Source organism: Brucella anthropi ATCC 49188 (assembly GCF_000017405.1).
In the GTDB taxonomy this organism is placed as follows: domain Bacteria; phylum Pseudomonadota; class Alphaproteobacteria; order Rhizobiales; family Rhizobiaceae; genus Brucella; species Brucella anthropi.
Map to the genome: position 1 here is coordinate 1,176,790 of NC_009668.1, position 13,759 is coordinate 1,190,548.

Here is a 13,759-nt window from a genome sequence, read left to right on the forward strand (position 1 = left end):
TTCGGATCAGCGTAAACTACGCTGGAGCAAAGGGGATCAGAGGCCCGCCCGATAACGAGCGGGCCGATCCAGATCAGCCAGAATTAGCGACCGGACGGAACCGTGTCATCAACCCACAGCTTTTCATAGGACTGAACGGCGAGCTCCGCCGAGTTTGGCTGCAGGCCATGCAACCATGGCTGATGTGCCATGACAGCCTTATTGTAGTTGAAGAACCAGACCGGCGCTTCTTCCTGCAACAGGTTGTTGGCCTTCTTCAGAAGCTCGTTCTTCTCTTCTTCGGTTTTCGCCACCTTTGCCTCATCGACAATCTTGTCGAATTCTGCGTTCGAGAACTTCTGGTAGTTACACGCAGATTGTGGGGTCGTGGAATAGAAGCACTGCATCGCCGTCAGTGCATCCGGACCGCTTTCGAGCGACCACATATAGGCCTGGAAATTGCCAGCCGGAACTACATCCGCAAGCACTGACGCTTCGACCGGCTTTGCCTTCACCTTGATACCGACCTTGGCGAGCATCGGAATGATCGCTTGAACGATGGTCAGGCCCCAACTCTCGTTTTGCGTTGCTGTCAATTCGAATTCGAAGCCGTCGGGATACCCAGCTTCAGCAAGCAAAGCTTTTGCTTTTTCAGGGTCATACGGATAAGGCTTCGCATCCTTGTCGAAGGCTGGCGATGAGTTTGGCAGCCAACCAACAGCACGATAGGCCTTGTCTTTGACGAGACGCTTGATGATGAGATCGCTATCGATGGCGTAGTTGATTGCCTGACGAACGCGCTTGTCCTGGAACGGCTTGAAATCCGGATTAAAGCCGACGGCGCGCGTATATACCTCAGCTACCTCGACCATATTCTTTGCCAGTTCAGGATCGGCAAGATAGGCGGTATATTGTGCCGGCCCGAGCACGGCTACGTCGATCTCCTTGTTGCGGAACGCAACGTCGCGCGCGGCCGCATCACCCATGATCATGATATTGATCTTGTCGGCGTAGGGCTTGCCCTTTTCGTAGTACTTGTCCCACTTCTCCACTGTCAGGCGAGAGCCGGGAACATATTCCGCAAACTTATAAGGTCCGAGACCAATCGGGTGGCGCTGAAACTCTTCGCTATCCCCCTCACCTGCCGGGTAAATGGCAGTGTTGTTACGCATGAACTGGAAGCCCGGATCAATTGGCTGTTTCAGCGTGATTTCGAGCGTATGGTCATCGATCTTCTTCAGGCCGGAAATTTCCTTGGCCTTGCCCTGCGTATATTCCTCCGCCCCTTTGATTTCGGCGATGTAACGTGCCGGTGGGAATGCCTTTTTTGGATCCATGATCCGGGTGTAGCTCCAGATAATGTCGTCTGCCGTCAAAGGCTTGCCATTGTGGAAAAATGCATCCTGACGAAGCTTGTAGGTATAGACGAGCCTGTCGTCGGACACCGTCACATCGGTTGCAAGACCGAGTACCGGTTTGTTGAGATCAGCATCCCAATCATAGAGCGTACGGTGAATCGCCTTGGCGTAGAACTCGTCTTGTGTGGCAGGCGATGCTTGAATGTCGAGCGTCGAGAAGCTGTCGCCGTAGGGGGCGACAAAATTGATGACGCCTCCCGAACGTGGTTCGTCCGCCGCGTAAGCCGCCCTTCCGGCCAGCAGGACTGCGGACAGCGCTGCCAGCAATGCAAATTTTCTCATGTTGTTCCCCTTCATAAATGTCATTCTTGCGATTCAGATGAACCGTTCTTCGGGCAGCTCTGTCGAAACCTCGCTGCCCGAAATCGCCCCGAAGCGTTTACGCTTCTATTCTTTTTATTGCCCCCGGAAACCGGGAGCATTTAACTCACGACCGTTCGAATACGACCTCACCGTCGCGCATTGTAAGAACACAATGCGTGTCGTTGAGAATCTCTTCCGGCTTCGCGGTAAGCATATTGCGTGAAAAGACCGCAATATCAGCAACCTGCCCAGTTACAAGCTTGCCCTTCACATTCTCCAGCTTCTGAGAGAAAGCACCGAACTCCGTATAAACTTGCAGGGCCTCTTCGATGGTCACGCATTCGCGGGTATCCATCACCGTTCCCTCACCCGTTTCGCGCGTAAGCATCGAATAGATGTTTGGATAGGGGTTCGGATGGCAGACCGGTGAATCACTGCCAGTCGCAGGCTTAAAGCCCAGATCCTTCCAAGTTTTCAGCGGATAGCTTGAAAGAGCGCGTTCCTCGCCAAGAACAGAAATATAGGCGTCACCGAAATCGTATATGAAGACCTGTTGCGGACAAGGATAAATCCCGGCTTTCTTCATCCGCTCATGCTGTTCCGGCGTGGAGAACCCGCAATGTTCGATACGATGGCGGCGATCTGGATCGGGATGCGCTGCGAGTGCCTTTTCATAGGCTGTAATAAGCTGTCCAATCGCTGCATCGCCGATAGCGTGGCAAGCCAACTGATAACCCTTTTTATGGGCATCGAGCACCAGCGCTTCCAGTTCTGCATCCGGCAATATCTGGACACCGATATTATCGTCGTCGCCGAGATACGGCTTGCTCATCCATGCAGTGCGTCCGCCCGCCGATCCATCAAGGAAAATCTTGACGGCACCGACTGTCAGCATGTCATCGCCGACACCGGAAACAAGTCCTGCTTTGTAGCATTCTTCGACAATGGAAGGTCCCGGATCGCCGAGCAGCACGAGCCAGGTGCGCACCGGCAAGCGCTTGTCGAGTTTGGCGAGGTTGTAGGCACGGATTTCATCGAAGCCTGCGACCTGACCGACAGCGGCGTCCATAACGCTGGTGATGCCATAGGAAAGGAGAAGATTGCCTGCAGCCTCAATGGCCTCGATCATCTCTTCCGTCGTTGCCTTGGGGATCGCTTTGCGGACGGCGCCTTGCGCATTTTCTGCAACCATCCCCGTCAAAGTACCATTCTTCTGCTCGATCAAGCCGCCATCTGGCACCGGGGAATTTTCGTCGATACCCGCCAGTTCAAATGCCTTCGAATTGAAGATCGAGACGTGGCCACATGCGCGTACCACCATGACGGGATTGTGTGGAGCAACAGCATCAAGCTCCGATTTATGCGGGTGCCGACCGACATCGAGCTTCGTCTGGTCATAGCCGCGTGCTCTGATCCATGCGCCGGGAGGTGCGGAAGCAGCCTGTTCTCGAATGGCGTCAAGCAGGCTTTGCAATGTCGGGGCCGCCTGCGGCGTCGCATCAATCCACTTGAGTGTCAACCCAATCGAAATGAGATGCAGGTGAGCGTCATTCAGCCCGGGTGTGGCAAAGCGTCCTTTCAGATCGATCAAACGCGTATTATCGCCCTTCAAAGACCAGATTTGATCCTTGGTGCCCGTAGCGAGCACCTTGCCTTGCCAGATGGCCAGGGCTTCGACTGTGCCCTCTTCATATCCACACCAGATCGTGCCGTTATAAACTATGGTATCGGCACACAATTTGGGCATTACAGGCATTTCAGCGATCCCCTCCCTACTTCACGCTTTTATAAGTGCAGGGAGATTTCCATTGATGCTTTGAACGATCAAGCCGTGGATTTGTTAAATTTCGTGGGAACAAATTGTTCAAAATGACAACTACACGGTCAATCTGCCGAAACTTTTGAAAAAAGACGGGCATCCGCTTGGCAAAATGATAAAAGGTTTCCACCATAATGATAGCTGCCGCGCTCACCTGCCAGCAATCGCAGCTTATAAATGTTTGCGAAAAAGCGAAACATGAGCGGCGGTCACTCGTGAGGGTGTCGCATGATCCGGAACGATCTGGATCAACCACGTACCCCCGAACTCGTTCCTTGACGGCTGTTGAGACCAGCACAATTAGCCGTCAAGGGATGGGGTGAACAGGGCGTTCTCGTCAGCACGACCACGACGCCCTGGAAAATGAAGATCAACCTGTCAATATGTTGATCCGGGCGAGCGATCCGCCAATTGTTCGGGTGTCAGCAAATCTGCATGATGAGCACGCGCAACATCAGGATGGGACCGGAGGCGACTTTTTAGATTGTTCGCACCAACTTCACGGAAGATCGGGTTCAGCGTGTCGACAGTCACACCGCGCTCCTTGGTCTTCAACTCATCTGGCAAATCGATAACCGGAATCGTCGCGTCGTATCGAGCACCGAGAAAGAAGGCGACGGAAAAGCGTTCCACACCGGCTGGCGGCGCGACAACGCCATGCACATCTGCCCGCACGAATCCATTGGTGGCAAGTTCAAGCAGTTCTCCCGTATTGATAACAAAAGTGCCGGGAACCGGAGGTGCATCAATCCATTCGCCATCTTCCCGCTGAACGCGCAGGCCGGGGATGATATCTTGCAGCAACACAGTAACGAAACCGCCGTCCTTATGCGCGCCCACTCCTTGCTCACTTTCCGCTATATCGCGCCCCGGATAACGGATAATCTTCAGGAGTTGGGATGGATGCGGCTCATAAATCTGGGCGAAAAAGCCTTCCGGCTGCCCCAAAGCCGCGGCGATGGCCTTGAGAATATCAATGCCAACGCGTGTCACCTCGGCCTGATAAGCAAGCAGCAACGGCTTAAGTTCGGGCAGTGCTTCCGGCCACTGGTTCGGGCCGATCAAACGCTTCCATGCCGGGCTATTCGGACCGATCTCGGCAGGTTCTGATTCCGTATTGATATCGAGCTGTTCGCGCCAATCCTGCTCGCCACGTGTCCGTTCGAGGCCAGCACGATTGTAACCGCGGAAATGCGATGACTTCACCATTTCTATCTTGAGTTTTTCTTCCGTTGGAAGTGCGAAGAACGTCTTCGCCGTTGCAACCACGTCCTCCACGAGTTTCGGATCGACGCCATGTCCCGTGAGATAGAAAAAGCCATGTTCGTGAAGAGTGCGGCGCAGCTCCTCAATGAAACTGTCGCGCTCCTCAGCACTGCCGTTGAAACGGGACAAGTCAAGCAGAGGCAGATTGATTGGGGTGGTATGTATAGTCATTGGAAGCTCCTGAAAAACTCTCAGCGGGAACGACGGCTGCGCGCCACACGGTGATTGACAAGACGGGCGGCGTAGTCGCCCGTGATCTGGATGGATTGCACGATCGCAACCAGGATGATGACGACGGCAACCATGACTTCCGGCATGAAGCGTTGATATCCGAAGCGAATTCCGAGATCGCCAAGTCCACCGCCGCCGACTGTTCCTGCCATCGCCGAGTACCCGACCAAGCTGACTAGCGTAACCGTTTGCCCCGCAATGATCCCGGGTAGCGCTTCAGGCAAGAGCACCTTGAAGATGATCTGAATTGGTGTTGCGCCCATGCTTTCCGCAGCCTCGATCAGGCTGTGGTCCACCTCACGCATCGCCGTTTCGGCAAGCCGTGCGTAAAGAGGTGTGATGGCCGCGGTCAGTGGCACGATGGCCGCATAGGTGCCAACAGTTGTTCCGGCAATCAGGCGCGTCAAGGGAATGATCGCCACCATCAAAATGATGAATGGCGTGGATCGAACCAGATTGACGACAGTACCAGCAATACGATTGAAGACCGGTCGTTCAAGAAACTGGCCCGGACTGGTAACAACCAGTGCAACACCGAGCGGCAGGCCAATTAATGTCGACAGAGTGGCAGATGCGGCCACCATAATGGCCGTCTGCTTCAGCGATTCAAGCAAGAGCCCGACGAGTGCCGGCGGAAGCAGATCGGACAACATGACCGATGACCTCTCCATGAAGATTGAGTGAAGACAGATAATTGCGGACGTCGGTAAGATCGGTGGAACCACCCTCAGCGACGAGTGTCATGACGCCCAGTGGTCTGCCGCCGATATAGTCTATACGCCCGTGCAATATGTTCGGATTTATCCCAAAGCGCTGCACGAGTGTCGCAACGACCGGCGCATGCGCGGCTTCACCGGAAAAGATAATGCGTAGAACCGGATCCGACCCAACAACTGGTTGTGGAAGCACCCGCTGCGATACTTCCGGCGGGAGGTCGTGGGCGACGATGCTAGCCAGAAATGACCGGGCGATCGGTGTTTGCGGAAAGGCGAAGACGTCGAAGGTCGCTCCGTTTTCAACGACTTTGCCGCCATCAAGAACCGTCACGTGGTCTGCGATCTGGCGCACCACGTCCATTTCATGCGTTATGAGCACAATCGTCAGCCCCAGTCGCCGATTGATATCTTTCAATAACGAAAGAATTTGCTCCGTGGTTTCGGGATCAAGCGCCGACGTCGCCTCATCCGACAGCAAAACGCTCGGCTCCAGAGCCAATGCGCGCGCGATACCCACACGCTGTTTCTGACCACCAGACAGTTCCGATGGATAAGCATCGGCCTTTCCCTTGAGGCCCACCAGATCAAGCAAATCGTTCACGCGGGTTCTTATGGTGCTGCGATCAACGCCTGTGAGCTCCAGTGGCAGGGCTATGTTGCCAAAAGCAGTTCGTGAAGACAGAAGACTAAAATGCTGAAATATCATTGATACTTCACGACGAACCTGTCGCAATTCGCCTTGACGCAACGTTGTGATCTCTCGCCCGGAAACAACGACTTGTCCTCCGGTTGGGTGCACCAGACCATTCAGGCAACGCACGAGCGTGCTTTTTCCAGCGCCTGAACGACCAATGATTCCGTGAATGGTTCCCTTGGCGATTTGAAGCGAGACATTGTCGATGACCGGACCGGCCTTCTTGTCATAGGTCTTTGTCAGCGAACGTATATCGATGATTGACGGTGCCGGGTTTGTATCGTCCGGTACGGCGTTCGACACCGGTCCGCTGCGTACGAGCACGTTCATGTCACCAACCCGCTACGATATTGCCATTGAACTTCTCCTCGATGAAGGCTTTGACATCAGGAGATTTATAAGCCTCGACAAGCGTCCTGACCCACGGGGCATCCTTGTTCTTTCCCGCGACAGCAAGCAGGCAGAAATAATCGGATAACTGGTCTTCGATCAGGATCGCATCACGGGTCGGAACCAGCCCGGCACTCAGCGCAAAATGTGAAGTGATGACGGAAAAATCCACGTCTTCCAGCGACCGCGGAAGCTGGGCCGTTTCCATCGGTATGATTTTGACCTTTTTCGGATTATCGACAATATCGAGTTCTGTTGCGTTGAAAGTTACACCCGGCGTAAGCTCGATAACGCCGCCAGCTTCAAGAAGCTTCAAGGCACGGCCTGCATTGCTCGGATCGTTGGGAATGGAGATTTGTGCGCCCTCTGGCAGCTCACTTAGAGATTTGTACTTGCGTGAGTAACCAGCCATTGGCAGCAAGACAGTACGTCCGCCAACAGCAACGAGATTGAGACCTCGATCCTTGTTCTGTTGATCGAAGTAAGGTGTATGCTGAAAGCCATTGGCGTCGAGATCGCCATCATTTGTCGCCGGGTCGATCAGTGCACCGTCCGAAAACTCCACAATCTCGATATCCAGTCCCTTTGCCTTGGCAACGGGTGCGAATGCTTCGGCGATTTCAGCATGCGGCCCCGACGTCACACCAAACCGGATTTTTTCCGCAAGCGCCGGTGAAGCGACGAGCGCTGAGAAAAGTGCCGCGGAAACTGCGCCGCGCAAAAATGAAACTGAATGCATCTTGTTTTCCCTGTAGTGATTTTCGGGCGCGCCTATGATGCGGTGCGCCAATTGTGCTCATTATTCCACTGGACCAGCCGTGAAGCGGCCTCCCGCAGCGTTTCTTCGCGCTTGGCGAAACAGAAACGGACGTGGCTGCGCACATCGCGTGCACCAAAAAAAGATGAGATAGGAACCGGGGTTACACCCGCTTCAAGCGTCAACCGTCGGCAAAAATCGAGATCGTCACCGCCATGATCGAGCGACTTTATATCGGCCACCGCGAAATAGGTGGCATGGACAGCTACGACATCAAAACCCGCAGATTTCAGCCCTTCAACCAGCAGATTCCGTCGCGATGCCAGCGTCGCTCGAAGGCCGAAAAAGTAGCTATCAGGTAACGAAAGCCCAACCGCAACCGCCGACTGCAATGCTGGCGGCGTGGTGAAAGTGACATACTGGTGGGCGCGAGCGATCGGAGCCAGAAGTTTTTCGGCGGCTGTCACATAGCCGACCTTCCATCCTGTCAATGAAAAGCTCTTTCCGGCGGAACCAATTCGCACGACACGGTCGCGGACTTTCTCAACACCGAACATAGAATGAAACGGGTGACCGTCGAAGACGAGATGTTCGTAGACCTCATCCGAAACGATCACGAGATCATGCTTGATCGCAAGTTCGGCGAGAAGGTCCAGCTCATCTGGATCCAGTATCTTGCCGATTGGGTTCATCGGCGTATTGACAACAATGAGTTTCGTCCGTGGAGAAATGGCTTTTACCAGCTCCTCTCGCGGTAGTTCCCAATGAGGCGGTTTCAGCCGTACCGGCACCACCTTCCCACCTGCGCGGCGGATAAGCGTAGCGTAAGCATCGTAAACCGGCTCGAACAGGATAACCTCGTCGCCCGTATCCAGATGCGCCAGAAAAGTATCGGCGAGCGCTTCCGTAGCGCCGGACGTAACTAGAACTTCCCTTTCCCAGTCTACGTCTAGACCGAGAAATCGCTTTGCGTTTTCTGCGACAGCTTGGCGGAGAACCGGCAGCCCCATCATGGGCGGATATTGTTGTGAAGTTTCACGAAGAGCGCGAACAGCGGCATCAAGGAGTTCAGGCGGTTCAAAGCCTTCTGGAAACCCCTGCCCCAGATTGATGGCTTCACGCTCAACAGCAAGCCGCGACATCGCCTCAAAAATAGACGTCCCCGCCTCGCCGAGTACCTGATTGACCATCGAAGCTCCCCTGTTGCAATCGAATTCACGGGGAGAAAGATAAAACCTACAAAATTAGTGGACAAAGCATGGACTTGCCATCCTCGAACGAGCGAGAGAAAGCTTTTTCAAATTCTGCCGGACGTGAAACAGTTTTACGTTCCACAATCGCAACTACTTCCAAATCACGCCGCCGCCCGGCTGTGGCGATTTCGCCAGAGCTCTTCGGCTTTCTCGAAAAATTGCGCATGGCTTTCGTTGTCTGCGGCGGCGGCCGTCATCATCGCCATGGCAGCCGTCGCAACGATTGTATTTTCTGCGCGTTTGTCCGTTGCCGCGCCAGACCAGATGCCATACCAGTATTCGAATGAACTGAAGCTCGAATGCTTGTCACCACTTTCCTTGGAAAGGGTCGGAAGCAATAAATCTGTTTCACGACCATTAAGAAGCCTATGGATCGTATGCGTTCGATGCGGAACTAACTCGGCAACGTCCCGGCTGGTCGAAACTACCGAAATAGAAGGCATATCAAGAAGTACGCCCGCATCGCGGTGTAACTCACGATATGTGGGCTGTGTAACACCCAAAAACGATGCCTTGAGATTCATCGGATTGAGCAAATGAACGAGGCTATTCATAGATGAACGCGACTCGAACAGTGGGTAAAGCGCCATCAGCGCATGAATCTGAGGAGCGAAACCGGCCAACGGCATAAAACAGATGCCATGCGCTCTTAATGCACCTTCTGCGAGCGAATGTGATGTCGCGATCGGGAGATTGATAGCTTCGGCCGCTATCTCAAGCTTGCCCGAGATTTCACCTGTGCCACAATTACCGTGTAAGACAACAGGATAACCAGCCCGCGCGACCAGCAAGGCTGAAAGCATGAACCACGGTGACTGCACAGAATTCGGCGATAGATAAGCTGGCCAATCCAGCGCTGGCATGTTCAAGCCCGCGTCCATGGAATAAATTCGTCTCGCTGCTCGCGTTATGCCAGCAAGTTCAGGTGCAGTTTCCCCACGATAGTGAATGAGCCGGAGCAACGCACTGATCTGCATTGGATCGGCATTACCCGTAAAAATCGTCGTGAATGCATCGTCAGCCTCAGACATCTCGAGCGGACGGGTGTGCCCGGCTTTTCGCCCTACAACAGCGATATATTTCGCTAGTCGTCTGGCCGGATCGTTTTCGTCCTGGATGTTAGCGAACTGTGCTGCAAGCTGCTCCGGTGTCGGATGGTTTTCGAGCTCAACGACCTTACGGATTCCGAGCGGCGGCGGTGTTACAATGGCGCTTCGCTTCCACCCGTGATGCCCGGTACAGCTCGACTTCGGCAATTCGGTAAAGTCCAAACTCAACAGCGTTTCGGCCTCATTCGCCAACCGCCGTAGACGCCCACGGAGCGCTTCGGCTTTTGGTGTAGCCACCATGTTTCGGCCGGAGCGAACCAGAATGGGGTCGTTGAACTTTCCGCGAATCTGTCCGAGCAGTCGGCTCATAGCCGCAATGCTTAAGCCCATCTGTTTGGCAGCACCGCCAACACTGCCTTCCACAAGAAGTGCATCAAGAGCGATAAGCAAGCGCAATTGTCCCAAACGAAGGCTTTCACTCTCACCTTTCTCCGTTTGTTGCTGCGTTTTCACCTGCTTGTCCGACATCACTTTCTTGCCCGTCCATTTGCGGTTTTTGAAATTTAGAACGCTTATAAAACATCACGATTGACGTCATCCGACAGCCATACATAAGGAGACTTGAAAACTCAACTTTAAACGGTGACGAAAATGACCAGCTTGTTTCGGGGATTGTGGGCCGATGGTACACAAAACAGGCGTTTGGCCAGCAAATCGCTCATTTATCGGGCGATCCTAGCGGGGACGTGTCTTTCCACAACGCTACTTCTGAGCGAAATGAATGCCATCGCGCAAACCGCGATCAACGCTGCGGAAGAGGCAACTTCAGACGAAGCTGGCACCAAGAAGAAAAAGACAACGGAAGCGGGCATCGAAACGACCGCTGATGGAGCTGTCAAACTTAATCAGATTGTTGTCACGGCAACAGGGTTCGAACAGAACATCACCGACGCTCCGGCAAGCATCACTGTCGTTCCTGGCGAAGAGCTGGAAAAAGGCGCCTATCGCGATCTGACCGATGCTCTGAAAGACGTTCAGGGCGTCGCGGTGACAGGTCCAGCGGCCGAGCGCGACATATTCATTCGTGGTCTTCCTGGTTCTTATACTTTGCTGCTCGTTGACGGGAAGCGCCAGAGCACGCGCGATGCCCGCACCAACGGCAACTCCGGTTTCGAGCAGAGCTTCTTACCGCCAGCGAACGCAATCGAACGGATCGAGGTCATTCGTGGCCCCATGTCTTCGCTCTACGGATCGGACGCGATGGGCGGCGTTATCAACGTGATCACCAAGAAAGTATCGGACACCTGGAGCGGTTCTTTCTCTGTAGACGGCACGGTTCAGCAGCATTCCAAATTCGGAAATTCGTTGCAGGGGTCTTACTACATGACCGGGCCGCTGGTCCCGAACCTCGTCGGTGTTCAGGTCTGGGGACGCGGTCTCAAGCGGCAGGAAGACAATATCGTCAGCGGGACGCCAGAACAGAAAGATATCGACATCACCGGTCGCGTTACAATCACGCCGAATGAAGATCATGATATCATGCTCGAGCTGGGCAAGACTCGCCTTCGTCGCGACGCCACCGTCGGCAACACGGCGGCATCGGGCTCGGATTCCTACAACTACAATGATCGCGATCATTGGTCGATCAGCCATACCGGTCGCTGGGGACCCACAACGTCGGAATTCTCATTCCAGCAAGAATGGGCAGAACGCACCAATTTCAATTGGGACAACAAGACCAAGAGATACGTCGAGAACCTGCGTTCGCCGCATATCCGTAATTCGGTACTCGATGGCAAGTTCACAACTCCGTTCGAATTCTACGGTAATCACACGCTGGTAACCGGTGGACAGTTTTCGCAATCGGTGCTGACCGATCAGAACCCAGGACGTCGTACCGGATTGGATGAAGAGTTCAGCGTTCGCCAGTGGGCACTCTTTGCAGAAGATGAATGGTGGATCACGCCAGACTTCGCCCTGACAGGCGGTCTGCGTATGGACGACCATGAGATTTATGGCTCGCATTTCAGCCCACGCGGCTATGCCGTCTGGCACGCAACTGAACAACTGACGTTCAAGGGCGGTATCTCCACCGGCTTCCGTGCACCGGAACTCCGTACTATCGCCCCGGGATATGCTTATACGACGGGCGGCGCGGGATGCTCGTATGGTCCAAACGGCACCTGCGGCGTAATCATCGGCGATCCAGATCTGCAGCCTGAAAAAAGCACAAGCTATGAAGCGAGTGTTCTCTGGGACAACCAGTCTGGCCTTCGCCTCGGCGCAACCTATTTCTACACGGATTTCAAGGACAAGATCAGCAATGCGCTGGTGACGGATGCCAATGGTAATCCAATTCGCTGGAGCGAAGATCCGAACTATCGTCTCTGGTACAGCTTCAATATCGATGAAGCCGTCATGCAAGGTGTGGAGTTAACCTTCAACTGGGAAGCAACCGACACAATTACCGTGCGCGGCAACTATACCTACACCGACTCCGAACAGCAGACCGGTGACTACAAGGGCTTGCCTCTGACACGTACGCCGAAGCACATGGCCAGCTTGCGTGCAGATTGGATAACGCCGGTTGAAGGCTTGAGTGCATGGGCCAGCGGCAACTACCACGGCGAAGAAACCAATGCGGGTGCGCGTATCGGCACAGCCGGTGAACCCGTCTACAGGAACGGCAAGGTAGTCGCTCGCAAATACAAGCCCTATGCAACCTTCGATATCGGCGGTTCGTATGACTTCAGCGAGAATGTCACTCTGAACGCTGCCGTCTACAACGTCTTCGACAAGAAAGTAGATGTCGATGACTTCAATACAGTCGTCGATGGTCGTCGCCTCTGGGTCGGCATGACTTCCCGCTTCTAGTATCACAACAAAAAGACGCCTGCCCGCAATGGCTGGCGTCTTTTCCATGAATGGGATGCTCTTATGAGCGCACTGACGAATATCGTGAAGAAAGCATGCCTGATGATGACGGGGATACTGATGGCTTCCACCGTGAAGGCTGCTGAGCCTTCCACCTCGTCCTTTGATATGGAAGCCAACGGCATCGCCTATCGTATATTCACCGCTGCACCGCAGGAGGTTGCACCCGAAGGTGGCTATCCTGTCATATACATGGTCGACGGCAATCGCATGTTGCCGATTGCAGCAAAGCTCATGGCAGAAAACTCTGCCCTGAAGGCTATATTTGTGGGCATCGGCTACCCGACTGACAATCAGGAAGAAATCGTCCGCCTGCGATATTTCGACCTCACGCCTCCGACACCTGACGATCTGATCCCAGTCCACTTCAATGTACCAAAGACTGGAGGACGAGATGCATTCTTCGACTTCATCGACAATCAGGTAAAGCCGGAAGTCGAAAAGCGTTTCAACGTCGATAAAAGCCGACAGGCCCTGTTCGGCCACTCTCTGGGCGGATTGTTCACCCTTTATGCCTTGTTCAACCGCACAGATTCCTTCCAGAGCTATAGCGCGGCAGACCCGTCAATCTGGTGGAACGATCGTTCAATTCTAACTGATAAAGATCAGTTCATCACGCGCTTCAAGGATGCCCCTCGCCCAATCCGCTTGCTTATAGAAACCTCCGGCAAACGTGGTAGCCGCCCCGGCCAGACGAAACAGGACGATGACCGTCTGAAGAAACTGCGTGGCGGACCTTCCGGTTCAGACATATTCAAAGAGCTTTCTGAACTACCGCAAGTCGACGCAGCCTTTCATCGTTTCGAGGATGAGAGCCACGGCTCGATGATACCGCTCACGGTGGCGGACAGCCTTAATTTCATTGTGCTCGGACAAAACCCCAAGGGCAAAAACAACTGAATTTTCTCTCTCGGTCTTTGACGGAGAAGATACTTGACTGTAAAGCACAG

The 13,759-nt window shown here is 54.0% G+C and carries 10 protein-coding genes; 2 read left to right on the forward strand and 8 right to left on the reverse strand.

Annotated features, from left to right (window positions below):
* Positions 1-83: 83 nt before the first annotated feature.
* From OANT_RS19560 to OANT_RS19595, 8 genes are all read right to left on the reverse strand, one after another.
* Entirely contained in the window at positions 84-1,679 is a 1,596-nt protein-coding gene (locus tag OANT_RS19560) for an ABC transporter substrate-binding protein (RefSeq protein ID WP_012093152.1), read from the reverse strand.
* Between the two features lie 145 nt (positions 1,680-1,824).
* The gene (locus tag OANT_RS19565) at positions 1,825-3,447 is read right to left on the reverse strand and encodes an amidohydrolase (protein WP_369522913.1); all 1,623 of its coding nucleotides are present in this window, start codon (positions 3,445-3,447) and stop codon (positions 1,825-1,827) included.
* Between the two features lie 450 nt (positions 3,448-3,897).
* Positions 3,898-4,956: an isopenicillin N synthase family dioxygenase gene (locus tag OANT_RS19570; RefSeq protein ID WP_012093154.1), complete on the reverse strand. Its 1,059-nt coding sequence runs from the start codon at positions 4,954-4,956 to the stop codon at positions 3,898-3,900.
* A 20-nt stretch (positions 4,957-4,976) separates the two neighbouring features.
* The gene (locus OANT_RS19575) at positions 4,977-5,669 is read right to left on the reverse strand and encodes a methionine ABC transporter permease (protein WP_012093155.1); all 693 of its coding nucleotides are present in this window, start codon (positions 5,667-5,669) and stop codon (positions 4,977-4,979) included.
* Complete coding sequence (locus tag OANT_RS19580; RefSeq protein WP_012093156.1) at positions 5,623-6,756, reverse strand: methionine ABC transporter ATP-binding protein; 1,134 nt, start codon at positions 6,754-6,756, stop codon at positions 5,623-5,625. The genes OANT_RS19575 and OANT_RS19580 overlap by 47 nt, the downstream gene beginning before the upstream one ends.
* 1 nt (position 6,757) lies before the next feature.
* Complete coding sequence (locus OANT_RS19585; RefSeq protein WP_012093157.1) at positions 6,758-7,555, reverse strand: MetQ/NlpA family ABC transporter substrate-binding protein; 798 nt, start codon at positions 7,553-7,555, stop codon at positions 6,758-6,760.
* Between the two features lie 32 nt (positions 7,556-7,587).
* Positions 7,588-8,763 (reverse strand): aminotransferase, encoded by a 1,176-nt coding sequence (locus tag OANT_RS19590; protein ID WP_012093158.1) that lies wholly within the window; start codon positions 8,761-8,763, stop codon positions 7,588-7,590.
* Between the two features lie 164 nt (positions 8,764-8,927).
* Positions 8,928-10,403, reverse strand: a complete 1,476-nt coding sequence (locus OANT_RS19595) for a glycosyl transferase family protein (protein WP_012093159.1) — start codon at positions 10,401-10,403, stop codon at positions 8,928-8,930.
* Between the two features lie 123 nt (positions 10,404-10,526).
* On the opposite strand from OANT_RS19595, the gene OANT_RS19600 reads away from it, so the two are divergent.
* Together OANT_RS19600 and OANT_RS19605 are read left to right on the forward strand one after the other, a co-directional pair.
* Entirely contained in the window at positions 10,527-12,749 is a 2,223-nt protein-coding gene (locus OANT_RS19600; RefSeq protein WP_012093160.1) for a TonB-dependent receptor domain-containing protein, read from the forward strand.
* Between the two features lie 63 nt (positions 12,750-12,812).
* Entirely contained in the window at positions 12,813-13,709 is an 897-nt protein-coding gene (locus OANT_RS19605) for an alpha/beta hydrolase (RefSeq protein ID WP_012093161.1), read from the forward strand.
* Positions 13,710-13,759: the final 50 nt, after the last annotated feature.

Excerpts from the sequence above, each read along its gene's own strand:
- OANT_RS19560 (WP_012093152.1), bottom strand. The coding sequence starts at position 1,679 with ATGAGAAAATTTGCATTGCTGGCAGCGCTGTCCGCAGTCCTGCTGGCC.
- OANT_RS19565 (WP_369522913.1), bottom strand. The coding sequence starts at position 3,447 with ATGCCCAAATTGTGTGCCGATACCATAGTTTATAACGGCACGATCTGG.
- OANT_RS19570 (WP_012093154.1), bottom strand. The coding sequence starts at position 4,956 with ATGACTATACATACCACCCCAATCAATCTGCCTCTGCTTGACTTGTCC.
- OANT_RS19575 (WP_012093155.1), bottom strand. The coding sequence starts at position 5,669 with ATGTTGTCCGATCTGCTTCCGCCGGCACTCGTCGGGCTCTTGCTTGAA.
- OANT_RS19580 (WP_012093156.1), bottom strand. The coding sequence starts at position 6,756 with ATGAACGTGCTCGTACGCAGCGGACCGGTGTCGAACGCCGTACCGGAC.
- OANT_RS19585 (WP_012093157.1), bottom strand. The coding sequence starts at position 7,555 with ATGCATTCAGTTTCATTTTTGCGCGGCGCAGTTTCCGCGGCACTTTTC.
- OANT_RS19590 (WP_012093158.1), bottom strand. The coding sequence starts at position 8,763 with ATGGTCAATCAGGTACTCGGCGAGGCGGGGACGTCTATTTTTGAGGCG.
- OANT_RS19595 (WP_012093159.1), bottom strand. The coding sequence starts at position 10,403 with ATGTCGGACAAGCAGGTGAAAACGCAGCAACAAACGGAGAAAGGTGAG.
- OANT_RS19600 (WP_012093160.1), top strand. The coding sequence starts at position 10,527 with ATGACCAGCTTGTTTCGGGGATTGTGGGCCGATGGTACACAAAACAGG.
- OANT_RS19605 (WP_012093161.1), top strand. The coding sequence starts at position 12,813 with ATGAGCGCACTGACGAATATCGTGAAGAAAGCATGCCTGATGATGACG.